The sequence below is a fragment of the Aeribacillus composti genome, from assembly GCF_007827555.1.
In the GTDB taxonomy this organism is placed as follows: Bacteria; Bacillota; Bacilli; order Bacillales; family Aeribacillaceae; genus Aeribacillus; species Aeribacillus composti.
In genome coordinates this window covers 1-24525 of record NZ_VISS01000006.1, presented here as the reverse complement: position 1 = coordinate 24525, position 24525 = coordinate 1, and the positions used below count along the sequence as shown (strand labels likewise).

General features: G+C 37.2%; 21 protein-coding genes. 3 read left to right on the top strand and 18 right to left on the bottom strand.

Annotated features, from left to right (window positions below; translation table 11 throughout):
* Nucleotides 1-30 precede the first annotated feature (30 nt).
* The gene (locus FB379_RS04630; RefSeq protein WP_063386360.1) at nucleotides 31-837 is read right to left on the bottom strand and encodes an IclR family transcriptional regulator; all 807 of its coding nucleotides are present in this window, start codon (nucleotides 835-837) and stop codon (nucleotides 31-33) included.
* Between the two features lie 727 nt (nucleotides 838-1564).
* On the opposite strand from FB379_RS04630, the gene FB379_RS04625 reads away from it, so the two are divergent.
* The gene (locus FB379_RS04625; RefSeq protein ID WP_063387889.1) at nucleotides 1565-2467 is read left to right on the top strand and encodes an AEC family transporter; all 903 of its coding nucleotides are present in this window, start codon (nucleotides 1565-1567) and stop codon (nucleotides 2465-2467) included.
* 55 nt (nucleotides 2468-2522) lie between these two features.
* Here FB379_RS04625 and pdxR read toward each other — a convergent pair whose 3' ends face one another.
* Nucleotides 2523-3977, bottom strand: coding sequence for a MocR-like pyridoxine biosynthesis transcription factor PdxR (gene pdxR, locus FB379_RS04620; protein ID WP_144597166.1), 1455 nt, complete (start codon nucleotides 3975-3977; stop codon nucleotides 2523-2525).
* Nucleotides 3978-4102: 125 nt separating this feature from the next.
* On the opposite strand from pdxR, the gene FB379_RS04615 reads away from it, so the two are divergent.
* On the top strand, nucleotides 4103-5038 hold the full coding sequence (locus FB379_RS04615; protein WP_144597164.1) for a DMT family transporter: 936 nt from the start codon (nucleotides 4103-4105) through the stop codon (nucleotides 5036-5038).
* Between the two features lie 496 nt (nucleotides 5039-5534).
* Here FB379_RS04615 and FB379_RS04610 read toward each other — a convergent pair whose 3' ends face one another.
* The 10 genes from FB379_RS04610 to FB379_RS04565 form a co-directional block, all read right to left on the bottom strand.
* The gene (locus FB379_RS04610) at nucleotides 5535-5843 is read right to left on the bottom strand and encodes a hypothetical protein (protein ID WP_144597162.1); all 309 of its coding nucleotides are present in this window, start codon (nucleotides 5841-5843) and stop codon (nucleotides 5535-5537) included.
* 243 nt (nucleotides 5844-6086) lie between these two features.
* Nucleotides 6087-6248, bottom strand: coding sequence for a hypothetical protein (locus FB379_RS18555; protein WP_165381964.1), 162 nt, complete (start codon nucleotides 6246-6248; stop codon nucleotides 6087-6089).
* A complete protein-coding gene (locus FB379_RS04605; RefSeq protein WP_130158420.1) occupies nucleotides 6245-6916 on the bottom strand; it encodes an ABC transporter ATP-binding protein in 672 nt (223 codons plus the stop codon). The genes FB379_RS18555 and FB379_RS04605 overlap by 4 nt, the downstream gene beginning before the upstream one ends.
* A 440-nt stretch (nucleotides 6917-7356) precedes the next feature.
* On the bottom strand, nucleotides 7357-9120 hold the full coding sequence (locus FB379_RS04600) for a hypothetical protein (protein ID WP_144597160.1): 1764 nt from the start codon (nucleotides 9118-9120) through the stop codon (nucleotides 7357-7359).
* A gap of 897 nt (nucleotides 9121-10017) precedes the next feature.
* Nucleotides 10018-10299 (bottom strand): hypothetical protein, encoded by a 282-nt coding sequence (locus FB379_RS04590; protein WP_144597158.1) that lies wholly within the window; start codon nucleotides 10297-10299, stop codon nucleotides 10018-10020.
* 173 nt (nucleotides 10300-10472) lie between these two features.
* A complete protein-coding gene (locus FB379_RS04585; RefSeq protein ID WP_144597155.1) occupies nucleotides 10473-11543 on the bottom strand; it encodes an ABC transporter ATP-binding protein in 1071 nt (356 codons plus the stop codon).
* Nucleotides 11530-13281 carry an ABC transporter permease gene (locus tag FB379_RS04580; RefSeq protein ID WP_144597153.1) on the bottom strand — a complete coding sequence of 584 codons (1752 nt, stop codon included), beginning with the start codon at nucleotides 13279-13281 and terminating at the stop codon, nucleotides 11530-11532. Before FB379_RS04580 ends, FB379_RS04585 begins: the two co-directional genes overlap by 14 nt.
* Nucleotides 13282-13298: 17 nt before the next feature.
* A complete protein-coding gene (locus tag FB379_RS04575; protein WP_144597151.1) occupies nucleotides 13299-14342 on the bottom strand; it encodes an ABC transporter substrate-binding protein in 1044 nt (347 codons plus the stop codon).
* Entirely contained in the window at nucleotides 14335-15150 is an 816-nt protein-coding gene (gene surE / locus FB379_RS04570) for a 5'/3'-nucleotidase SurE (RefSeq protein ID WP_066248180.1), read from the bottom strand. Before surE ends, FB379_RS04575 begins: the two co-directional genes overlap by 8 nt.
* Entirely contained in the window at nucleotides 15147-15941 is a 795-nt protein-coding gene (locus tag FB379_RS04565) for a sugar phosphate isomerase/epimerase family protein (RefSeq protein WP_066248178.1), read from the bottom strand. The genes surE and FB379_RS04565 overlap by 4 nt, the downstream gene beginning before the upstream one ends.
* 795 nt (nucleotides 15942-16736) lie before the next feature.
* On the opposite strand from FB379_RS04565, the gene FB379_RS04560 reads away from it, so the two are divergent.
* Nucleotides 16737-17942 (top strand): serine hydrolase domain-containing protein, encoded by a 1206-nt coding sequence (locus FB379_RS04560; RefSeq protein ID WP_144597149.1) that lies wholly within the window; start codon nucleotides 16737-16739, stop codon nucleotides 17940-17942.
* A 555-nt stretch (nucleotides 17943-18497) separates the two neighbouring features.
* Here the strand turns inward: FB379_RS04560 and FB379_RS04555 are convergent.
* The 6 genes from FB379_RS04555 to FB379_RS04530 form a co-directional block, all read right to left on the bottom strand.
* Nucleotides 18498-18794 carry a hypothetical protein gene (locus tag FB379_RS04555; RefSeq protein WP_144597147.1) on the bottom strand — a complete coding sequence of 99 codons (297 nt, stop codon included), beginning with the start codon at nucleotides 18792-18794 and terminating at the stop codon, nucleotides 18498-18500.
* Between the two features lie 15 nt (nucleotides 18795-18809).
* Nucleotides 18810-19262 carry a stage II sporulation protein M gene (locus tag FB379_RS04550; RefSeq protein ID WP_144597145.1) on the bottom strand — a complete coding sequence of 151 codons (453 nt, stop codon included), beginning with the start codon at nucleotides 19260-19262 and terminating at the stop codon, nucleotides 18810-18812.
* 71 nt (nucleotides 19263-19333) lie between these two features.
* Nucleotides 19334-20038: an ABC transporter ATP-binding protein gene (locus FB379_RS04545; protein ID WP_094245049.1), complete on the bottom strand. Its 705-nt coding sequence runs from the start codon at nucleotides 20036-20038 to the stop codon at nucleotides 19334-19336.
* Nucleotides 20035-21660 (bottom strand): hypothetical protein, encoded by a 1626-nt coding sequence (locus FB379_RS04540; protein WP_144597143.1) that lies wholly within the window; start codon nucleotides 21658-21660, stop codon nucleotides 20035-20037. The genes FB379_RS04545 and FB379_RS04540 overlap by 4 nt, the downstream gene beginning before the upstream one ends.
* A gap of 915 nt (nucleotides 21661-22575) precedes the next feature.
* Entirely contained in the window at nucleotides 22576-23442 is an 867-nt protein-coding gene (locus FB379_RS04535; RefSeq protein WP_144597141.1) for a PHP domain-containing protein, read from the bottom strand.
* Between the two features lie 38 nt (nucleotides 23443-23480).
* Complete coding sequence (locus tag FB379_RS04530) at nucleotides 23481-24332, bottom strand: PhnE/PtxC family ABC transporter permease (RefSeq protein ID WP_144597269.1); 852 nt, start codon at nucleotides 24330-24332, stop codon at nucleotides 23481-23483.
* Nucleotides 24333-24525 lie beyond the last annotated feature (193 nt).

Below are 24525 nucleotides of genomic sequence, written 5' to 3'. Positions count from 1 at the left end.
TTCTCCAAAATTTGGTCTACAATACTTTTGTTATCGTTCAACTGTCTCTCCCCCTATTTTCGGAACGTATCCTAGCATTCTGGAAACTTGAAATGCTGCTTCTTTTAATTGCGATGTAAAATCATTTTGATTTTCTCTCATTCTCGTAGTTGGACCGCCTAATCCGATTGAGCCAGCCATATTTCCAGTAAAATTAAAGATAGGTACGGCATAGCAAGTTAATCCTATTTCAATTTCTTCCCTGTCAATCGCATAACCGTTTCTTTTAATCTCAAGTAATTCTTTCCGAAGTTTATGAGCATCTGTAATGGTGTTCTCTGTATATTTTTTCATCCCTTTTTCCTCTAAAATTTTTTCGACTTCCTCCCATGTGAAAGTGGAAAGAATCGCTTTTCCGACCGCTGTGCAATGAACAGGTCTTCTCATCCCTAGCTGAGCTGTCGTTCGAATGGACTGCGTCCCCTCTTTTTTGTAAAGATAAACAATTTCTCCGTTGTAGTAGCCAGCCAAAAATGCAGTTTCTCCCGTTTTCTCCGCCAATTTTGTCAAATAGGGGGCAGCGATATCGACAACTTCAATATTATTCAATCCCGAAACACCGATTTGTACCGTTTTCCAGCCAACATAGTATCTTTCAGTATTTGCATCTAAATGAATATAATCACAATGCTTTAACGTTTCGATCAGCCGATAAATGGTAGTTTTCGGCATATCCAACTCTTTCACTAAATCAGCTAATGAAATACCGCCATTTGCAAAAGCAACCTTCTCAAGAACAGTGAGTGCTTTTATAACTGTTGAATTGATCTGTCTATCTGAGGGCTTAGGATTGACCATGAATGTTTCTCCTCCTATGATACCGCTCACAAATCAAATTTGGAACGTTGTTTCAATTTTAATAATAAAAAAGACCTTTTTTTATGTCAATATAATTTTTATTATTTTCTATAAATTCTAAATGAAGTTACTATTATTAAATTTCTTGCTTAGTTCAGGCAACCAACCATTAGGAGAGATGAGTACGTCAAATTGTGCAGGATCAAATAGAATATGGTGATAAGACAAAATTCTTAGAGATGGAAAATATCATGCAGTTTGTTCTAGAAATTTTCCCCATCCACTTTTCAAGGACATAAAATAATAAGAGTATGATAAAGTTCCGTTAAAAAAATAAAGTTGTTTTCTCATTTTCCTTAACAATATAACTTTTACATTTTATTCGGATTTCTTCTGTGAATCTTTAAATTTATTAAATTTGTTGCTAATAACTGGGCTTTTGCTTTATTATTTGAAATAGATGTTGCTTATACCAATTTAATACAGTGGTCTCAACAATTGGGCTTTCAAATTTTTTTGGGTATTTTTGGAAGAATGGTATTTTATCCTTTTGTGTAAGAAGAATATGGACGGAACAGGCAAGGTGGCAGCCGATTTGAACTTTGCAACTATCTAAAAAAGAATTGGCGTGCTTTCATATTTCAGCTTTAACTTTACGTGATAAAGCATTGGGCATCTGCTCAATGCTCTATTGTTTGTTCATTTTACGCAGAGTGGTGAAAAGGTTATGGAATTTGTTCTGATTGTATTGCCGGCTTTTATCATTTTTGCAGTCGGATATGTAGGGCAAAAAACAATTGGCTTTGACATTAAATCTATTTCGGTCATGACGACATACTTAATGTATCCGTTTCTTGTCTTCCGGACATTTTATACAAACAAAATTACACTTGATTATTTTTATATTCTTATATTTTGCTTGCTTTTATGTTTCATATTAATGGTTATCGTGAAAATTGTAAGTAAATTAAAAAAATTGCCACAATCGATAGAGTCTGCCATGATGTTATCAGCTGTTTTCATGAATAGCGGCAACTATGGGGCCCCAATTATATTGTTTGTTTTTGGACAAACTGCTTTTGATTATGCAGTCATCATGATGGTTATCCAGTCCTTTTTAATGAATACGATCGGTCTTTACTACGCTGCCATTGGCAGCAAAGAAGACAGCAGCATAAAAAGCGCCCTTATGAAAATAGTGAAAATGCCCGTTTTATACGGTTCAGCTGCCGGCATTTTGCTTCAAATCCTGCATGTTCCGGTGCCTGATTTCATCATGCAGCCTGTCGGTTTGATTGCCGATGCAACGATTCCGACCATTATGGTCATTCTCGGAATGCAGCTCGCCAACATCCAGCTAAAAAGTGTAAAAGCTGGCGACGTCGCTTCCATCTTTATCATTCGCATGATCATATCGCCTATTATTTCAATTGGTATTATTCTTTGTCTTCCGCTTGAAGACTTGCTTGCAAAAATTTTAATCATTCTTGCATCTATGCCTACTGCAGCCAACACGACAATGTTTGCTGTTCAATTTCAAACAGAACCAGATTTAGTTTCATTCAGCACATTAACCACGACGCTGGCCAGCATTGCTACAGTGCCGCTCTTGCTTGCGCTGCTCTCTTAAAAAAGAAACGAGCGAGCAGCATTACATGAACGGCAGCTCAAATGCGTCAAATGTGTCACATCTCTTTTTTATAATTTGCCATCATATTTTGCAAAATGTCCACCAGCTTTTCGATACCGACTTGCAAATCATGCTCGCTCAAATAAGAATAGCTGATGCGAATATAATGTTGTTTCGGTTCATGAAGAAAACAGGCGCTTCCGGGCAAATAAGAAATCTTATTTTTCCGAGCTGCTTCTTGCAATTTTATTGGCTGAATCACGGATGGAAGTTTAATCCAGGCATTCAATCCGCCTTTTGGTTTATAAATCATTACTTCCTCTAAATTTTTGAATGCGTCAAGAACCGTATTTCTTCTTAATTCAAGCGCAATTTTTAGTTTTTCCATATGATTTTTCATCCGCTCCGTTCGCAAAATGGGAAGCAGCGCTTTTTGCGGTAAGAGCGGGCTTCCGATATCCATCGTTGCTTTCGTGCCGTACAGCCAGTCGAATAAAACCCCATCCACAATGACAGCCGCAATGCGAATGCCTGGCGCAGTTGTTTTGCTAAATCCTTTAAGGTAAATGACATGACCGTTTTTATCAAAGAATTTTATTGGCTTTGGCACCGTAATATTGTCAAATGAAACTTCGCTGAATGAATCGTCTTCTAAAATTAAAAAATGGTACATTTCTGCTAGTTCTACCAATTGCTTGCGGCTCTTTTCCGGCATGCATGTTCCAGTAGGATTTTGAAAGGTTGGGTTTACATATAATAGTTTTGGTTGATGCACCTGCAATTTATCCTCCAATTCATCTACTTTCAGTCCCTCTTCATCTACTCCAATCGATACGACTTGAAATCCTTTATTGACAAACACATCAATGGCCGCACCATAACAAGGGCTTTCAACCATCACAACATCCCCTGGACTTAACAAAGTTTGCGCCACTAAGTCAATTCCTTGCTGTGCACCGCTTGTAATGATCATTTTGTCGTGTTTAACAGATAAGTGATGGAAGTTAAATAAGTAATTGGCAATTTCATACCTTAATTCTTCATCTCCTTCAATAGGACCATATGTCGACAACACAAGGGGATGCTGCTCCAATATTTTTTTCATTTCTTGAACAAGGAAGTGAGATGGAAGCAGCCTTGGATAAACGACTGCTTGGGAAAAGTCATAAATCTCTTTTTCACGATAGGCGAGATATTGTGATCTTGTTCCATTCATCTTCATCTGATGCTGCCAGCCGAAAGATTCAGAGTGCTTTTCATATGATTTTTTCTTTCCCGCTGCAACAAAAACACCTTTACCTTGCTGAATCTGTATATATCCTTTCAATTCCAGCAGTTTGTAGGCTTTTTGCACCGTCAGAAAGCTTACATTAAGTTCATTTGCTAACGATCTTAAAGAAGGAAGCCTTTCACCGTGAAGAAGCATGCCCGATTGAATCCGTTCTTCGATTTGCCTGCTGATTTGTTCATAATATGGGGTGCCTAATTTTTTATTAATCGATAATTGCATTGTCTCCCCTCCCATTACATAAAAGACAAAAGATAAAAGCGCATAACTGTTATACAGTGCATTGTACTGTTATATACCGTTGTCGTTATAATATCAAAAAACTTAACAAAAAGGAGTTATTCGTCGTGGTTATTTTGAATTACTGTTTTATATGCTTAATTTTTGGAACAACTTTTTTAGCTATCAAAATCGGAATTGAAGCAGGGGCACCGCCGTTTTTTTCAGCGGGAATGCGATTTTTGGCAGCTGGGGTGATTATGATGGCCGTCTTTAAAATGCGGAACTATCGATTGAAAACCGTTTTATTTTCCTCTTCGCTCGTGTTTAACGGTTTTTGCTTAACTTTTATCACTTTTGCTTCATTATATTGGGCTGAGCAATTCATCCCGTCCGGACTAGCTGCTGTATTATCTGCAACAGGCCCGATGATGGTGCTGCTCCATCAGGCAAGAGAGAATAAACAACCGATCAAAAAAGAACAATTAGCAGGGATGGCAGCTGCTTTAATAGGCGTCTTTTTGATCTCTTCACCGGGATTCTCTTTGCCTGTCTCCGGCATGTGGGTTTTGGCTTGCTTTATGATTATATTAAGCGAGTGGTTTTATGGACTTGGGACAGTTCGGGCAAAAATGTTTACAAGCAAACATCCGGATATCTCGCCGTTTCTTTCAAATGCCGTACAAATGTTTTACGGCGGCATTTTCTTATTGGCTGTATCCTTTTTAACGGGCGAACAAGGCAAATGGCTGCTGCTGGCAAGCTATGAAACGGTGTTATCACTGCTCTATTTAATCATCATCGGCTCCATCGTCGGCCACGGGCTGTATTATTGGCTTGTTTCAAAAACAAATCCGGTTTTTCCGTCAACTTGGCTTTACATTTCGCCTCTTGTCGCGCTAATCGCCGGCTACATAATATTAAATGAAATCATGAAACCCATTACGCTGATCGGCGCCTTCTTGATTTTATTTGGTGTATTTTTAACTAATCGATCAACTTTTTATGAGTATTGGAAAAAGGGAGCGCTGTTTCACAGGACCGCTTCAAAAAATTTTGATTGAAAACTCTGGAATATTTCAAAAAAAGCCGTTAAATCCCTGCGACAAAAATTTTCAGTGTGCCATTTCATCCATAGCGATTTAAAAAAATGAGGCCAGCTTGCCTCTCTCATTCAGAGGACAAGCTGGCCGGATTCTTTTGCACAGCTCTCTTAATATGTTTTAAATTTACCCATTACTTGATTTTTTTCAGATCGGCCACGTTGCGGCAAATGAAAGAACGACGACTTATCTATGTGTAAAGTGGACTATTTTCAACAATAAAAAAGCTTGCAGAGAAAAAATACTTCTTTCTCCGCAAGCTGATAGGAAAGGAGAGTTCTTTTTAACCCTCTTCAATCCATTAATTTTTTCTAAAAAAGTCAGTAAACGCGTTGAAAATTTCAAATCCTTGATAAGACAATAAAGAGAGAGCTGTAATTGAAAAAAATGCTGTCAATAACATACGTAACCAAATCATGGTACTCATCCTCCTTTGAATGATTTGTTTATGATTCATTCAAGCAGGCGAGACCACATAATTCGATTCGTAAAAGACGGGATTCAGCAAAAACCGTCTTTTGACAGATTGCACAAAGCAATAGCAGAAATAAGTGGTGCTTAACGCTATAAAAATGTAACTGGCAATATCAACCCAAGAGTCTTTTCCTATATCTGGTCCATCAATCGGAGCAAAATTTTCTGCCAAATGATCGGTGGTGCTAATTTCGTGTACAGCATTTATAGTTTGACTGGAACGATCACTAGAAATGTATAAACAGGTAATACTTATAAAAATAAAAATTGTCAGGGCAACGATTTTTTTCATGTATTCACGCCCCTTTAACATCTTTTCTTCATTATATACTTGGTTTTAATATTTTAAAACAAAAATGTTTTTCTGTCTTCCCCTCTGTTTGATTATTTAACGAACAATTTCTTTTCCTCGATTCTGCCATCTGCTTTAGTTCTGTAAGATTTCACTGTTGAATCCGGGAGGCAATCCACAGTGCCTTCAAAAAACTTCACCTGTTTCTGTACGAATTTCCGAAATGCTGTCTGTCGGCAGGTTTTATTTTTTGAGACTTATTAAACGAATCAGTGAGGAGACCAAAAAAGCAGCAGCAACGGCTAGAAGAATTTTTCCGACAAGCAATGCTGTTATTTTCAGCACAAATACTGCCAAAATCATGACTAAACTGATTGCGATCATAATGTGAGAATAAGTTTTCATATGAGGTTCATCTCCTTTAGCTGTCTGTTTTCAAGCAGAAAAAATCGGCTGCCTAATTCGGCATAAATATATCGCTGGTGACTTGTAAATAAAATGCATTGTTCCTTGAACGCTTCTTTCAGCATCATGATCGACTGCTTTTGTGAGGCCTCGTCTAATGAAGTAAAAGGTTCATCCAAAATAATCAACTCAGGTGATCTTGCTAACATACTAATAAGGAATAGTTTATATTTCATGCCTAGAGAGTAATGTTTGACCGGCTTTTGCAAAGCATGTGTCAGATCAAACTGTTCACAAAGCTCTTGGAATCTTTCTTCATATGCAGCTCTTTTTTCTTTTTTGATCCTCCAAAGTGAAAGAATAAGCTCCTTATTTTCAAATCCAGTTAATGCATCATAAACAAGTGGTTTATCAGGAATATAGGCCATTGCTTCTTTAAAACGATCTGTTCCAGGCTTATACTGTTCATTAAATAAAATGTTGCCTGAATCCGGTTGGATTAATCCCGCTATTAGCCTTAGCAAAGTTGATTTGCCGCTGCCATTTTTTCCGATGATACATGCTCGGTCTCCTGCATGTAATTGAAAAGAAACATTTTCCAGCAATACTCCTTTTTCTGCAGTTTGTTCATACTGAAAAGCCAGTTGTGAAACTTGAAGCTTAACCATTAGAAATCCTCCAATAATCAACAAACAGTTTATAATCCAATAAAGCGAGACAATACGCCACAGTCCCTATTCTGCTTCCTTTTAGCGTAAGAAACTATTCCGTAATAAAGCAGAAATATCAAGATAAAGAGATAAGTACTTATGATTGAAAAAATTAATAGTTCCGGTATTTTCAAGCACTGTGTGAGAAAAAGGTAAGTCCTACATGACAGCGGTCATATAAGTCGTGATTTCCCTATGAGAATTGTTGTAAAACAAAGTGACTGCGGTCATCTTCCATCAAGTCAACGAACCAATTCCAAACATTGATAGCTCTCTAACATAAAAATAACTGCGAAAGAAAAATTGTTTCCTAGTTGTAAATTTGGAATGCGCTCATTGCGAGTATATGGCAGCGAGTTCAAAAACAAGAAATAAATCAGTCCCAGCGAGGCAATCACTTATTCAGTAATAGAAAGGATTTTAACTTTTTCAACATGGTCAATTCCTTTCTTCATTGTGTTCTTACAAACAATTAGGCAAATGGCTGAAACTATCATAAAATATAGAACAGATATGTAGTTGACAGCACCTGCCGCTTCCCTCAATACACCAATAAATAGTGATGCGAGCAAGTAATAAATAAAAGGCATGACGAGAAAGTTCCTCATAAAAGCTTGGCCGTTATTTACTATGCTTTCCTCTTCTTCAGTTGTTCCAATCTCGTATTCATGAATAAAATGGAACTTGGTGATAAATGGAAACAAGTATAATTGAATAAATGGAAAAATGAAAAAAGAGATAGTTATTCCAATAAAAGGAATGATCATCCTGAGATCAGCTATTTGGAAATACGTAAGAATCATTATATTCCCTATCGTCAAAAAGAAAGATGGAATTAAATATAGGCAATAAAACAATTTCAATTTTGCCCAAAAGAATTCAGTTAACGAAAAAAATGATAGTTGATACATCCATATGTTTCTTTTTTCGGTGCTAAAAGAAAAGAAAGAAGGAGTCAACATTCTCATTTCCATTGCTTGGTTAGCCAAAACCATCAAGTTCAATGTAAATAATAGCTGTATTTGGAGAGCCGTGTTCCCTGTCGCTGACATACATGCAGTAAAGAAACCTATATAAAAAAATGCTTCGTAAGATAAGAGCATATAATTAAAAAATTCTTTTGAGAGCAGCCATCTTTTTTCACGTATGATTTGTAGATCTTTATAAATCAGTGCATTCTTCGGCAAAAAAATAGAACGTACCCAATGCAGCAGCTGTAGATAGAAGTGAAAAAAGTCACGAAATCTCTTAATCTCTCCATGATCTTCAGTTGGAATCATTTTAACAGGCAAGGAAAGTACGCCAACTAGAAGGAAAATCAGAGGCCCTAACATCCATGGAGTCCCAATAAAATGTTCAATCTGCAAATATAAAGAGCCGTCTGAAAATAAACTCTTTTGAAAGGAGTTTATTTTATTCCCATATAGATTGATCAGCTGCTGAGATAGATTGACCCAAGCTGCATCTTCAGCTGCAGCCAAAAAGGATGGAAAATTATCCTTAAATGTTTTGAAAATAGGGACTAGAAGACCTGACACAAGAACGCGCCCCAGCATAAAAAAAGCAGTTGAGACAGCGGCGAAAAATACAAAACGGACCCACCCTATTTTTTTTACTACAATGTTATGAATATAGGCACCTGCAAGTTTATTGCTCGTCATAAACAACAGAGCGCCCAGCAGCAAAATATTCAACTGCTTCATCCAGAATAAAGCATCTAATGATTCCGCAATTCGTGATTGAAATAAAATATAAACAAAAAATAGGCTGGAATTTGTAAAAATGCTCCATACCAGCTCTAAAGCAATAAATGTGATATGTATTGATTTGAACGAGACTGGAGCAGCCTGAATAAGATCCATAAACGGTGGAATATGAGTTCTTCGATAAGCTCCGGCTCCCTTAAAAATTGAATAAAGAAGAAAAAAGACAATGAAACCACTCTCCCATTGCTGGCGATATTGCTGGGAGTATAGCCATTTGTACAAAACGGATACGATGACGAAGGCAAGCAAAATATCAAGAATAAAAGAAAACATCATATACTGTTTTGAACTAAGTTTTCTTAAAAAGGGCGCTTTTTTAATAATGAATTCGATGACAGCAGAATATTGCTGCTGCATTCTAACCGATAGCATAAGTGATAATAGCTTTATTAACATTCTCTCACCTGTATTTCAAAGTATGAAAATTCTTCATCGAAAAATAGTTTGACTTTCAAGCCGATAATCACTTTTCTTGATTTCCTTCTTTAGATATTAACGAATTGCTTCTTAACCTGCTGCAGCGCTCAATGAACGTCCGTCTGAACCAACTGCTGTTGGAATAGAAACGAGTGCAGTAATAGCTCCGCCAGCTTCAACAACATTTAAGACAACCGCCGCTACACTTTCACGATCTGCAGCTGGAAACGCTGAAGAGAGTGAGCACAGTGCAAACGTTAAATTGCCGACTGCTAAAGCACTAAAAGAAAAGACAGCTTGTTTTATTTCTTTTAGCTATTAACAGTAAATTACTTACTAAAATACTTTTTATTACCATCTAAGTTTAAGATATATTCAGACCACTATCAATACATCTTTGTAAATTTTATTCACAAAACTTTCACTCAAGTTTTTAAATTTTTTACAACACTCTAACCCAACAGATCAGGCAAGTATGAACTTCTATCCTGCTTGGCTTGTTAGGGATCTTATTACTATCGCAGATGATTTTGTAGTCATGGAAGGGTATCATTCCGCTTACGAGGCAGCATTATATCTGATAGGAAATAATGAAGGACAAAAATCTTTTTTATTTATTATATGTCTTTGCATTATAGATCAAAAAATGCCTCTATATAACTTTATTAAGACAAAAGTAGAGCCGATTCTTTAATAGACAGACTCTAAAGTAAATTCATTCAAATTTCGTCTTAACAACTTATACAAAAACAAATTTTCCACAATTTAAGAGATATTCTTCCTTTTTCTAGAGATTTCATATTCTGAAGAAACATCTTTGGATAAGATGTTATTTATTTCTCCGATCAAATCATTTCCTAGCTCCTGAAATTTTTCTCAATCGATATTTTGATACTGAACACGATTCGTTAGTTGGTTAAATACATCATGATAACGAGAAATAAAGAGAGATAATTCATCTTCATTGTTTTCAGCTGTTTCTTCATTTTGTTGTCCTGTATTCGTTGAAGAAAGATTCGCTTCATTACTCTTCCCATTACTAGCTTCATTAGTTGACTCTTGATCTTTTTGCCTGACATTTTCTTCACTGTTTAAAAATAGACTGACAAGCAGAAATAAACCGCACAACGATAACACTACTACTTTTTTTGACTTCATGTCTTCCATCCTATTCCATTTTTATGATCTATTCTAAATATATAAAATTTTAAATCTATAAAAATGACAAAAAAGCACCCATCTCATTTGAGAGGGTACTTTCAAGCAGATTAGACCAAACTCAATCTCCATCAATACAATCAAGTTTACACAGAACCTTTGAATCATTTATGTTATACAAGAACTGCTTCTTTTTTTATTACAGTATTTTGAAGAACGAGATTGACCGGATCTCCAACTTGAAAGCGAGAAGTATGTTGAATCAATTCATGTACCGTCCATTCTTCTTCACCTACTTGTACGATGTAATACATTTCTTTTCCTTGATATTGAACAAATTTTACCACCCCATGCGAAGAACCTTCTTTTGCTTTAGACAGCGCCCATTGATCCGGACGGACAGGATATAGACCCTTTTTTTTCAAATTAATAGATACTCCTATATCCGGCCATTTTTCATTAGGAAATGGCTTCGGAATAAACATTCCTTCCTCCCATTTACCTTGAATTAAATTGCATTTACCTACAAAAGTTGCAACAAATTCTGTCTCCGGCCTTGTAAAAATCATTTCCGGCCGGTCAATTTGTTCAATTTTCCCATGATTCATTACGACAATTCGATCTGCCATCGCAAATGCTTCGCTTTGATCATGGGTAACATATACAATGGAAGCATTTGTGTGACGATGAATGTGTTGAATCTCCTTTCTCATTTCCATTCGAAGTTCAGCATCTAAAGCACTGAGAGGCTCATCCATTAATAAAAGACCTGGTTCTGGCGCAATTGCACGTGCTAAAGACACCCGCTGTTTTTGTCCACCGGAAAGTTCATGAGGATATCGTTGGGCTAGCGACTCTAACCCAACCATTCGTAAAACATTTTTCACTCTCTCCTCCCGCTGCTCCTTATCAGCCTTTGGAGCAAACGAATGATGCATTAAAGGAAATTGAACATGCTCATATACTGTCATATGCGGCCATAAGGCAAACGATTGAAAAACCATCCCTATGTTCCTTTTTTCCGGCGGGAGGACGGCTTCCGCTGAAGCAACAACAGTATCATTTATCGTAATGGTTCCGCTTGTCGGTTTCATAAAACCGGCCAGTAATTTTAATAATGTAGTCTTTCCACAACCAGAAGGTCCCAAAATGGCGATAAATTCTCCATCCTTGATTGTTAAATCAATGGAATGCAAAGCTGTGACATCCCCATATGCTTTTGAAATCCCATCAAGCCGAATCATTTTGTTTCAACACCTTTCGTCTCCAAACTTTTTCAAGGCTGATAAACAAAAAACTGCCGAACAAAATTCCTAAAACAATTAAACTTGAAAATGCTGTGGAATAAGTGGTATATCCAGCCTGTTCGTAGTTAAAAATAACAACTCCCACCGTTTCGGCTCCTGTAGACCATAGAAGGCTGGAAACCGTCAGTTCGGTCAAAGAGGTTAAAAAGACCAACAAGGCTCCGCCAATGATACCCGGCAAAAGAAGCGGCATGAGAATTCGCCGCCATTTGACCAAAGGTTTAGCCCCTGACGTACGAGCAGCTTCTTCAATGGAAGGCTCTACCTGTGTCAGCGCCGTGTAGCTTCCCCTAACCTGTAAAATGATAAATCTTGTAATGTAGGCAATAATTAAAATCCAAATGGAGCCGTAGATACCCGGGTTCCATCCTGGCAACGGCTGCATCCATGAAAAGATCATACTGAGAGCAAAGACAGTCCCCGGCAGTGCGTAAGGTATCGTTACAAACAGCTCCACTAACTTTGTCCATCTATTTGGTGATTTATAGCGAAGATACGCAATGGCCGTTCCGACAATCAATGAGACAATTGTCGTTAAGATCGCAAGCTTCATGCTGTTGCTGATCGCTGACATTGTTTTTGGATCAGAGAATAGAATGTATCGATAGTTTTCCAGTGATAAATTTTCTAATTGAAAAGGGAGCCCGTAAGCTTTTATTAATGATGTCGTACCCATTGAAACGAACGGAACGAAACTCGTGAACAACAAAAGTGCCCAAACGGCTATTTCGATCAAACGCTTCCACGTCAACGATAAATGAATGCGAGGTTCTTTATCCCGTTTGACCGTTTCAATTACACGGCTTCGCCTTAAAAGAAGCCATTGAATAGACAGTCCGATTAAAGCAATTGCTCCCAACAAAATCGATAGAACGGCCGCTCTTGCAAAGGCAGCCGGTCCAAATCCGACGACTTCTTCGTAAATATACGTACTTAGCACACGAATGTTTGCCGGGATACCTAAAAAAGCAGGGATCCCAAAGTTATCAAGATTTGATAAAAAAGCGAGCATTCCGCCGCTGCAAATCCCGGGCAATGCTAGCGGAAGGATGACCTTACGAATAATAGTTCCTCTTTTAGCACCGCATGTTTGTGCCGCTTGCTCAAGCTCCAGAGGAATTTTTCTAAACACTTCCACCGTTAGTAAATATACAAGCGGATAATGAGACAAACCTAAAATAAAAATGATTCCACCTATGCTATACAAGTTTGGCAGCTTCCAATCTCCTGGAAGCATATGAAGAACAGCTGCAATTGGTCCATTGCCGCTAAAAAACTGAACCCATGCAAGTGTTGTAATGTATGAAGGAATAATAAACGGAAGAAAGATAAACAGCTGCATCCATTTTTTCCCGCTAATGTTTAAATAGGCGATAACCCATGCCATCGCAATCCCTAAAATAAGTGAAACCAAAGTAGAACCGATGACGATATAAAGCGTATTTTTCACAGTGATCCATGTTTGTTCTTCTTTCAGCACTTCTGAGTAATTCGAAAGTGAGACGGCACCCTCTTCTGTTAAACTTAATAAGATAAGGCGAAAAACGGGAACTATAAAAAATAAAATAATCAGTAAAAACCCGAAACCCATCCACAAGTTTTTCAATGGGAAGAAACGAGAAAACGAGGACATGCTCCTCGTCATCCCTTTTGTTTGCTCTTTACCAGGAAACATCGTCCTCTCTCCTTTAATTATTGTTGACCAAATATTTCACCAAATTTTGCTTTATCTTCTTCACGAGATTGATAAAGCTCAGATATGTCTGCATTCAGTACGTTCAACTCATCAATCGTTTTTAATCCCTCTGGAGCATTAACGTCTTGGCGAATCGGTGTATATCCAAGTTCAGCTGCTAATTTTTGTCCTTCTTCTGATAAAACGAAATCTACGAAAGCTTTAGCTGCTTCTTCATTTTTTGTATCCTTCATAATACCGATCGGTTCAGTAATGACAGGAACGCCTTCTTTCGGATAGATGAATTCTACAGGGGAACCTTCTTTTTTGGCGCGCGCAGCGAGATAATCAACAACGATTCCGTATGGCTTTTCCCCTGAAGCAACCGATTTTAACACACCGCCATTCCCTTTCGTAACAGCCATTCCGTTTTCTTTTAAACGCTTGAAGAAATCCCATCCTAAATCGTTTTGTCTTGTAAACACTCCAAGATTGTATGCAGCTGCTCCTGAATAAAACGGGCTTGGCATAATTGCTTTTCCTTTTGCGTCGCTTTCCGTCAATACATTCCAGCTATCAGGTATGTTTTGCACACTATTTGTGTTCACTGCAAGAACAGTTGCCATCACTTTTGTGCCTGTGTACATGTCGTCGCTGTCAATAAACTGACCCGGAATTTGTTCTGCTTCTTTTGATTTGTAAGAAAGTAAAAGATCGTCATTTTTTAAACTTTCAAACGTTACAGCGTCTGCAACAAGCAAAACATCTGCTTGAATGTTTCCAGCTTCTTTTTCAGCTTGTAATTTTGCAATCACTTCTTCCGTTCCTGACCGGAAAGTATTGACTTTTACATCAGGATATTTTTCATTAAAAGCTGTCACTAATCTTTGAGCATCTTCATCAGGCTGTGAAGTATAGAAATTAAGTTCCCCTGAGACTTCCTTCTTTTGTTCTGACTGCGTTTCTACATCATGGCTTGATGAGGCATTATTGCTGCTGCCACAGGCAGCTAATACAAAAAGTAATGTGAATATAGTGAAAGCGGACAACCATTTACGCATTGGAATGTTCCTCCTTACCCTCTTTTAAGAAATTTAAAGAGCATTTTCGAAACCAGCGTTCAATCTGTTCCATTTTCCGTTTGTGATGAACGGGAAACTCCACAGGTGAAACGGTGATATAACCTTCCTTTAGCTTTAAATAATCACTGTTTTCGTTAAGGTTTACTAATTGGTTTAATTCATCCTTTAACCAAAAATATACTTGACCGTGCGGATCGTTTAGCCCTACGTATCGATAACGGGAAACTGTCAAATCTAAAGGAACTACCTCAACACCTTTACAAAGATAAATCGGAATATTCGGTAAATTAATGTTTAAGAAAACTCCTTTAGGAATTCGGTTTTGTAAAATAATTTCAACCGCTTTATACAAAAGCTGTTTTGTTTTTAAATAATTTACCTTCGCTTCATCAAATTCGTTCAACGATACTGATACGGCTGGAACGTTGTAAAGAGAAGCCTCAACCGCACCTGCCAATGTACCAGAGTAATATAAATCCCTTCCTAAATTCGGACCAAGATTAATACCTGAAAACAAAATATCAGGCGGAGTCTTTAACAGTACTTCCATCCCAAGTTTGACGCAATCGGCCGGAGTACCGTTTACGGCCCATGCCCCTTTCGTTCCAGAGAATATTTCCACAGGTTTCACTTTTAATGGTGTTCTGAGAGTAATGGAATGGCCGACTGCGCTTCGTTCTTGGTCAGGACAAACGACATAAACTTCACCAAAATGCTGAAGAACTTCTACAAGTGCTTCGACTCCTGGCGCAAAAATTCCGTCATCGTTTGTAACTAAAATTCTCAACGGACGACCTCCTTCAATCGATTTCCGTTCCGTTTTATATACAGTACATTTTTCTTTAACACCATCAAATCTTTTGAAGCATCAAACCCTTCAATAATTACTGGAATATTCTCGATAGTTAAAAATTTGTTTAATATTTCTTCTCCGATATCACCGTCACCTAACGGTAAATGAAGAATTTCTTTTGTTGCATCACTAATATGAATTTTGTTTACCTCCGGCATTTCATTCCAGATAGAAAAAATGTCTGCGTGTAATGGAATGTGGGCGACATCAAATGTCGTTTGAATTTGCGGGAAAAAAGGTACAATCACTTTTTTTACGGCGGCTGGTTTAATAATAAACTCTTTCGCCTTCCATTCCATCATTTCTAACGATAACGTGAGTCCTTCTTGTCTAGCTTTTCGATCAAGTTCTTCCATTGATTCGAACAAAAGCTCTTCATGGATAGAAACGTCTGAATCCGCAAGAGTCAGCTTTCCTGGATGAAATGTAATATTATCAGCCCCAATTTGTGAAGCCAGCTCAATAGATCGAATAATTTCATGAACGGACTGCTTGCGAATGCCATTATTTAGAGAGCTTAAGTTTAAATCCCAGCTTGCTGCGTGCATCGTCAGTTGCATGTTTGTTTCTTCTTTGACCTGCCGGATTCGTTTAGGCATGCTTTCATATTTCCACACATGCTCTGCCCAAACCTCAACACCGACAAATTTTAACTCTTTTGCCAGCCTAATCACTTCCTCAACCGGAAATGCCCATGCAAGTGTAGAAGCAAAGCGTATATTCATCGAACTGATTTCCTCCTTTCTTATTTTTTAATGAAATGGAGAGATTCATTTTTACATTGCCGATTAGAGAAAGATTTCGTGAGTTAAGTCCATGAAAATCACTTCCTCCTGAATCAACAATTGATTCTGACAAGCAATTGGAATATGTATGTCCACTTCCTTTTCATCTATCTTAAGTTTAGAAAAGATTTGTTAAGGAACACTTAAAGGCGGTTTGAACTTTTGTAAACATTCTGTAAATGAAAAAATAAAAATAAGAAATGAAAAAGCGGCTTCAAATCGCAATTATGCATCATTCCCAACTTAGAATGTAAATTGTTTGTAAATTTTTTACGATTTATTCATATTCTTTGCTAAATACACTCTTTTTTGTTTAGATATCACATGTGTTGTCATATTATAAAAATCATTGCGGACGTGATATTTTCCGAGTTTACTAGCAGTTTCCCACACAGATGAAAAAATTCAGTTTGTTTTTCCAAATGAGATTGATCCCGGAAATAATCGCAAAATATTTTATATGCCCCCTTTTGAGGACGCTAAAGGACATTTCGTTCAATGCGAAAATCCTTGCCGACAGTGGAATCTAAAAATTCTCTGCCTCTTCGGTTGTATTACTTGAACTTAGCCTTCAATGCTGAATTCACTGCTGATACAGCTTCAAAAAAGACAATGAAAAAGCGCTCAACACAATAAAATTTGACAGGCTCTGTTTGAGCGTGATATAGTTTGTTTTGAAAATACAGAAAATTATTTAAATAATTAAAATTGTAAGCGCTTAAAGGGGGTAAAGATATGACAAGACAAGCAGTAAAGGACGCTCTCAAGGAAACTCTTGACAAGGTGTTGGATACCGCTGTAGGCAGGGCTGGAGGAGCCCCTGGTGTAGTTGCAATGGTAACTGACCGGGACGGAAACATCTATGAGGGTGCAGCCGGTGTACGCGATCTCGGAAAGAAAACACCGATGACCACCGATACAGTGTTCGCTCTTTTTTCGACCACGAAGGCCATCACCGGTACGGCATTGATGAAATTGGTCGAGGAAGGAAAAGTCAGTCTCGACGATCCGGTCAAGAAGTATGTACCTGAGATTGCCGAGATTCCAGTTCTCGAAGGGTTTGACAAAGACGGGCAGCCAAAACTAAGGGAAGCAAAAACCGACGTTACGATCAACATGTTGATGCTTCACACTGCCGGCTTCGGCTACGAGTTCTTCAGTCATGAAGATCGAAAATACCGTGAAGCAAAGGGAGTACCTTCCATTCTCACTAGTACATTTGACTCTGTAAAGAGCGTGCTTCTATTCGAGCCAGGTGAACGCTGGAACTATGGCGTCAACATCGACTGGGTTGGTAAAGTTGTTGAAGCCGTATCCAGTAAACGACTGGGCGAAGTGATGGCAGAGCGTATTTTTGCCCCACTCGACATGTCCGACATCGGTTTCACGTTATCACCGTCGATGATGGAACGCCGCGCAACCATCCACAGCCGCAGTCAGGATGGTCAACTCACACCAAAACCTGAGCTTATTCTCCCGCAATCTCCAGAAATGGATATGGGAGGACATGGTTTGTATGCGAGCATTGGCGAATACACGAAGTTTATCCGAATGATTTTGAATGACGGTGCGGGTGTACTCAAACCAGAAACAGTCGCGCAAATGTCTCAAAACGGACTTGGGGAATTGAAGAGCGGCGGATGGATTTCGTCCGATCCAACGCTGGCTAATGACGGCGAGTTCTACCCCGGCGTACAAAAGTCGTGGTCTTATACATTCCAGGTAAACGATGAACCTACCCCTACAGGTCGTCCAGCAGGCCAATTGATGTGGTCGGGATTGGCTAACCTGTTTTACTGGATTGATCGCAAAAACGGGATTGGCGGATATTGGGCTACGCAAATATTTCCGTTCCAAGATGTGGGTTCATACTTGGGCTTCCTCGAATTCGAGTCAGCAGTCTATAGTACGCTGAAACGGTTCGGTCAGATTACTACTTGATCCAGGGAATGGAGACTATACAGATGACTCCCCCGCTTACTCCGTATCATGTCACAAAGTGCGGATGGATGATCATCTAAAGTATTTTCTTTCTAACATACACTTCAGCGGCGGAAGCCATAGCTTAAGAGTTTGTTAGAAATATATTCGATAGCGCTTTCTTTAAGAATCCTTTATTGTACTGCATTTATCAATATCAATCATTGAATATCGGAGATTTTCCGGACCAATCTTTTTGCCTATCCAGCAAACTGAAACAAATTTTTAAGGGGGTATCTAATAAATCGATTTTCCGGCTTATAGACGCCCCTTTAATGTTTTAGAAACGTTGATATATCAATGCTTATGATGTTTCGTTTTCAGTGGATTTTGACTTGCTGGACAGCCCCTGTTTGTGCTTCGAGCAGCCTTTATTGTCTTTTACATTATGGCTGCGGCGAAATCTGTCAAAAATGAATATTTCTATCAAAAACACGAATTAGACTTCAATATATTAGATGAAATGAAAATTCGTGAGCGTCAAAAGATACAGTCTTTACAACTTTCGTTAGAAATTCAACCTTGGAACCACCATATCGTAACAATAGTTAGAAATAAAAGATATATGAATGATATAATTCGGAAGAGCCTTTTTTTATTTTTAAACGGCGGCTTCCACATTATGACGATAATGGCAGGAGCAAACAAAGTGATTAAAATGAGTTTTATCTCAATAAATGCTATACATAAAGCTAATAATATGGAAACGTAAAAAACGGGTATAAACCATGTGCTTTTTTCATTTTCTTCATCATCTGTCCCATTATTCGAATCATTCAGTAATTTTTCTAAGTTTAGTTTTTCCCATAGCATATGCTTTACACCTCCTCATGAAAGTTGGGCCATTAAATATGGAGTGATCTTAGCCTCTACAACTGCAGCGATAAATGTCAAAATGATCATTAGAAAAAAGAATGTAAAGATGTCCTTTAAAAAAACGGAATTTGATTCTCCCCTAATTTTGGCAATGACTGCATCAATCAGTTTAAACCCAATAGAACCCGCAATAATCATAGCAGGAATCTCAAATATACCATGTAGAACTAGCGCTGTTACAATATAAATTAGATCGTTCCCATGTTGAAGACTGTGCATGATAGATACACCAACTAAAAAACCATTGACTAGTAATAAAGCAGCAGTAAAAATTCCAAACGTAAATATAGTAAAGCTTATGAAAACATCCGCAAGTACGTTATGTATAAAATAATCAAATATAGTACGCCCAACATTTGGTTCCTGTCTTTCTAAAGGTAAGATATTGCTAAAAAAAGTACCCATGATAATTCAATCACGTATATTATAAACGCTACTGATAAAACCCGTTTATTTCGCAGTAGAACGTTTTTCATTTAACCAATCTCTTCCATATCGTTAATAATCATATTTTCGAAATTTATTATGTTTTTCATGTTCGTGTATTCCTTTAATATTTCCCCATTGATTAAAACTCCTACACGATCGCATAGATTTTGAGCAACATGCACTAAATGAGTAGACATGAAAATAATTTTTCCACTATCTGCGTATTCCCTTAAAAACTTTTTCATAAACATTGTTGTCGGAGGATCAAATGAGCTTAGTGGCTCATCTAGTAAAAGCACATCCGGTTCATGAATGATAGCACCGGCAACAGACAGCTTATGCTTCATACCAAAGGAAAGAGTTGAAATCATTTCATTTTCCTTATCTTTTAGTGAAAAATTTTTTAACAACATTTGAATACGGTCAGTTTTTTGCGAATCGGGTACTTGCTGCAGATCAGCTATAAAATCTAAATATTCCTTTGGAGTAAGATAATTGTAAATAAAAGGTGTGTCCGGCACATAACCTATATATTGTAAAAATTCGGATCGATCATCATCAATTGTCTTACCGTCAATAAATATTTTTCCAGAGTCTGGAGTGACCAATCCGATTATACATTTAAGCAAAGTGGACTTCCCAGCACCGTTTGGCCCTAATAATCCATATATTTCTCCTCTTTTTAATGTAATATTAATTGATTTTAATACATCATACTCCTTATACCTTTTTGAAACATTTTTAATAATCATCTGCTCATCTCCCAATGAGAAGTACCGACTCGTTTTATCCAAAAGTAAAAGAATATAAAAAAGCTTATGAATAGCAAGGAAGAACCTAAGATTGCCAACATATTAAAAAGAATGCTGCTAATGTAGTTTTTCCAGTAAAGAACCCCCAACAGCCCATATATTTCTAAATTTAATATTAAAACAATTCCAAGAATCGTGTGTTCAAAAACAGAAGCTTTAACGGAAGAGCCAATATCTTCAATATGTTCCCAATCGAGGCGTGGATACAAAAACGTTCCGATAATTTGAGCACTGCTGATGATAATAGCGGTAGTATTTACAAGGACAAATATCATAATGACAGTACTTAGTTTCAGATGAAAAAACGAGACAACACATATAAATAAAACGTTCATGACGATCAAAATAGGAATAACATGTAAAATCGCCTTGCTTACGATTAACTGGTTCAAAGAAGAGCCTGACCCTTTATATAAAAACAAGTTCTCCCTTTCAGCATCAGCTGATGTAATCCCTAATAATCCGTCTCCTAAAAACGAGACATTTAATGAAACTGCAAAGATGATCGGATATATTACGAAAAAAGCCGGGAATTCAAACCAATTTTGCATCATTCCTAATCCGAGCAATAAACCGATTTCGGAAGCCAGCATATAGATAGATAAATAAAACCTCTTTTTTATTAAAAAGTTCGCTCGAGTGAAAGCGATGAAATCCTTTTTCATAATCGCCAAAACTTTCCTTGATAAAAGCTTTTTTAGTTTTCTATCAATAAAGTTATGAAAAGATCTGTTTTTTATTATTTTGACATTTGTTTTTTCATTGGAAAGCTGCGACATATCTTTTACGTCTAAATATTTATTTACAATAAGAAACGAAATATAAATTAGAATGATTCCAATAATTAACAACAACGGTTGATAATAGAGAAAGTATTCTACTTCCATTAGTGTATTAAATAACCAATTAGTAGGCAGCACATAACCAGTCAAAATCACATCAAGATTGAATCTAGAAATAGAATGAACGATTGATTCTATAAAGTTTTCCTCATAAAAGTAGCTAAAGCCTAACCAGCCAAATACAGTCGTAGACAGAAATGATAGCAGCATAACAAAAACAAAAGAAAGTACACTCTTCACAGCTGACTGAAAAACAACATGCAAAACCTTTGAATATATTATGTATAATCCTGAAGAATAAAAACTGACGACCCCAATTAAAAAAAGAACATAAAATGGAAAAGATACAAATAACAATAGCCTAGAAGTTATTGATTCTTCTACAAAATTTAAAACGTAGAACAGGATTGGATATAAAAAGAAAAGAGTCGAAAACAGTGACTTGAAAATGATTTGCGTAAAAAATCTTACCAATAATATATCTTTTGGATCTGTTTTCACGGAGTATAGTAAGAGAAAATCTTCCGGATAGACAAACCTTTGCAAAATATCATGAGAAGAACGAAGATTGCTGATTAAATTCCATAATACTAGCAAATTGACTAACAAAACAGCTGCTTGAGAAAAATAAGGAATGATTAGTTCTACTAAATGATATAGGATAAAATTGTATACTCCAAAAATGAAAACAAATAAAACTAGTAATATTTTTTGATTCAATAAATTTTCCCCAAACGGAAAGAAAAAAAGAAATCTATTGACATAGCGTCTAAAATTTAACTTGAAATTCGAATAAAATAGATTAGACTTTAACATACTGCCTCCTGAGTTTACAATCTAGGGCGATGGCAAAAATTATTTCGCCATCACTCGATTTTTTTAATTTACCATTTCGAGCCCATTCTTTATCTAGATTGAATATATCATAAATAATAGAAAAAATTCCATATTCTGATAAATTTTATTTTAAGGGAAATGCTTGCGCTTTTTTAATAAGCGTCCATTTTACAGAGATGATTTGACGATTACATGAGAGAGTTACAAAAAGTGAACTTGAGCAGGTTGCCTTTTGCCGTTGAAGTAGCTTCAAGTGCTGAAAGATGAGAGGGAATAGATTGACAGAGCTTTTCTTTAACATGAGATTCTTTTACCAGCAATTTTGTTGAAGCCCTTACAGAAAATCATAATTGAAGGATGAGCGCAAAACGGAATTTTTAATAAGTTGTCAGTTTCTGTATTCTATCTTCCAAACCGAAAAGCCGAAAGCCTAATGATAGGGAAAAGAGTAAAAATTGTCAAAAAAGCCGCAGTTATTGTTCTCATTGCTGAGGGATCTCTTGCACGCTGCAATTTGGCAGGAAAAATGAAAAGGGAGAAAAGAAATTGAATAAAGGACTTTTTTATATGTAAGTCCTTTATTCGTTCAAAACGATAATAATCGGAAGACAAAAGGCTGTAAATTGTTGTTAAAATAATCGCCGAAGTAAAGAATCAATTTAATATTCATCTGTTTCCCACTGTTAATGACGGAACATATTTTTTACACACTACAACTATTGAAAAGAGAAGCGTTTCTTGCCCGAATTATATTCCTAACTTGGCTCCAAAAAAATAAAAGTTGAGAGCTTCTTACATTTACGATAATGTTTTCTTGCTTTCACATAGCTTTTGATAGCGTTCGAGAAGTTTTTCATATCGAACCATTCCGGCATCTTTGCTGCCTAGTTCAAAATTTCCATAAAAGCCGTGAAAATCAGATCCTCCTGTTTCGATCAGCTCGAATTGGTCCGCATAATATTTGACAAGTTCTTCGTCCTTAGGTCCATGCAAAGGGTGAACTGCTTCGACGCCTTCTAAGCCAATCTCAACCCACTCGGGGATTGCATCAAAATTGTTAAATTGTTTTGGATGGGCAAGTACCGGCAGACCGCCCGCCTCGCGGATGGCAATAATCGCATCTTCCACATCGACATACTGTATAGGTATGTGCGCTAATCCTTGCGGCTTTCCTTCCCCGCCTTTTGAAAAAAGCTTATCATATAGATCGCCATAGATTTTGTCAGCGTATCCTTTGTTTATTAAAGCATGCATAATATGCTGTTTGTATACCCCTGTGCCGTCTTTGGCGAATTGTTCTACTTCTTCCCATGAAATGTTAAAACCTGCTTTCATAATTCTTTTCGTCATTTCATACGATGCCAGGTGTCTCATCTTTAACAGCGGGCTGCACAGGTTTTCAATCGCTTCGTGATGCGGTTCCACAAAAAAGCCTAAAATATGGGCTCTCCGTTGTCTTTTATAGTCATAAGCCGAAATCTCGATCCCTGGAATAATGGTTACTCCAAGCTGCTCTCCTATATATTTCGCTTCCTTTAATCCTTTTGTCGTATCATGGTCCGTAATTGCCAAATGGGTGATTCCTTTTTCTTTCGCAAGAGAAATTACTTCAAATAGACTCATTGAGCCATCTGATATATTTGAATGACAATGTAAATCAATCATTACGGTCAACACCTGCTTTCACTGTTTTTATAAAATAATTAATGAGTTTCACGCAAATTTACCTTCATTCTTGTCGAAACAAATTCGAAAATGATCGCTAAAACAAGAATGAAGTAAGTAATCATTCCGATTTCCCTTAAATCAAAATAAAATCCGCTCGCCATAAACAAATCAAATCCGATCCCGCCTGCTCCTGCGGCAGCCCCCATCGCAACAGCAACGGAAAAGTTAATCTCAAATCTCATAAACGTCCAAGAAATTAAATACGTCATTGATGAGGGGATTACCGTCTGAAACACAATTTGCCACCAATTGGCCCCGCAGCCCTTTAATGCTTCGATCACACCTTCATCCAACTCTTCGAACGATTCAGAATATGCTTTAATCAAATAGCCAATGGAGTGAAACGTCATGCCAATAACAGCTGCAACACTTCCTAGACCAGCAGCGACGGAAAAAATCAGCACCCACAAAACAGTAGGAACGGCGCGAATAAATGCAACAAAGGCTTTAATGGTATTGGAAACAACTTTATTTGATAAATTTTGCGCTGCCAACAGCCCTAGAAAAAGTGCAATAACAGCTCCGAACACTGTCGTCAAAAAAGCAAGCCCCAAGGTTATCAACACTTGATAGATTGATTCTGTTATAGTTAAACGCGAAAAGCTTGCTTCGAAAAACATTGTTTTAAAATTCGCAAATGTTTCTTTTAATCCAGACATGAAATTTGTATCGCCATAATCAAACATTGTAAAGCCATAAACAGTAATAACGAATAATGCTGTCAATGTCAGCCGGATGGCAATTGCCTGCTTCGTCAACGGTTTCACTTTTATTTTCGAAGAATGCGTTAATTTTCCGCTGTCTTTCAGAGTGCTTCCAGTTTTCATCAACCATTCATTATTCATATCATCACCCTTTCTTCCTTAAATTTTCATTCATCGTTATAAAATGACCCTTCTTATCAAATTCGAAAGATATTCAATGACACTAGCATTGCAGTAATTAAATCTGATGATTCAAAATACTAAGAATGTTCAATTTTTTATTGATTTCAAAACAAAAAAATCCTTTACAATGGAA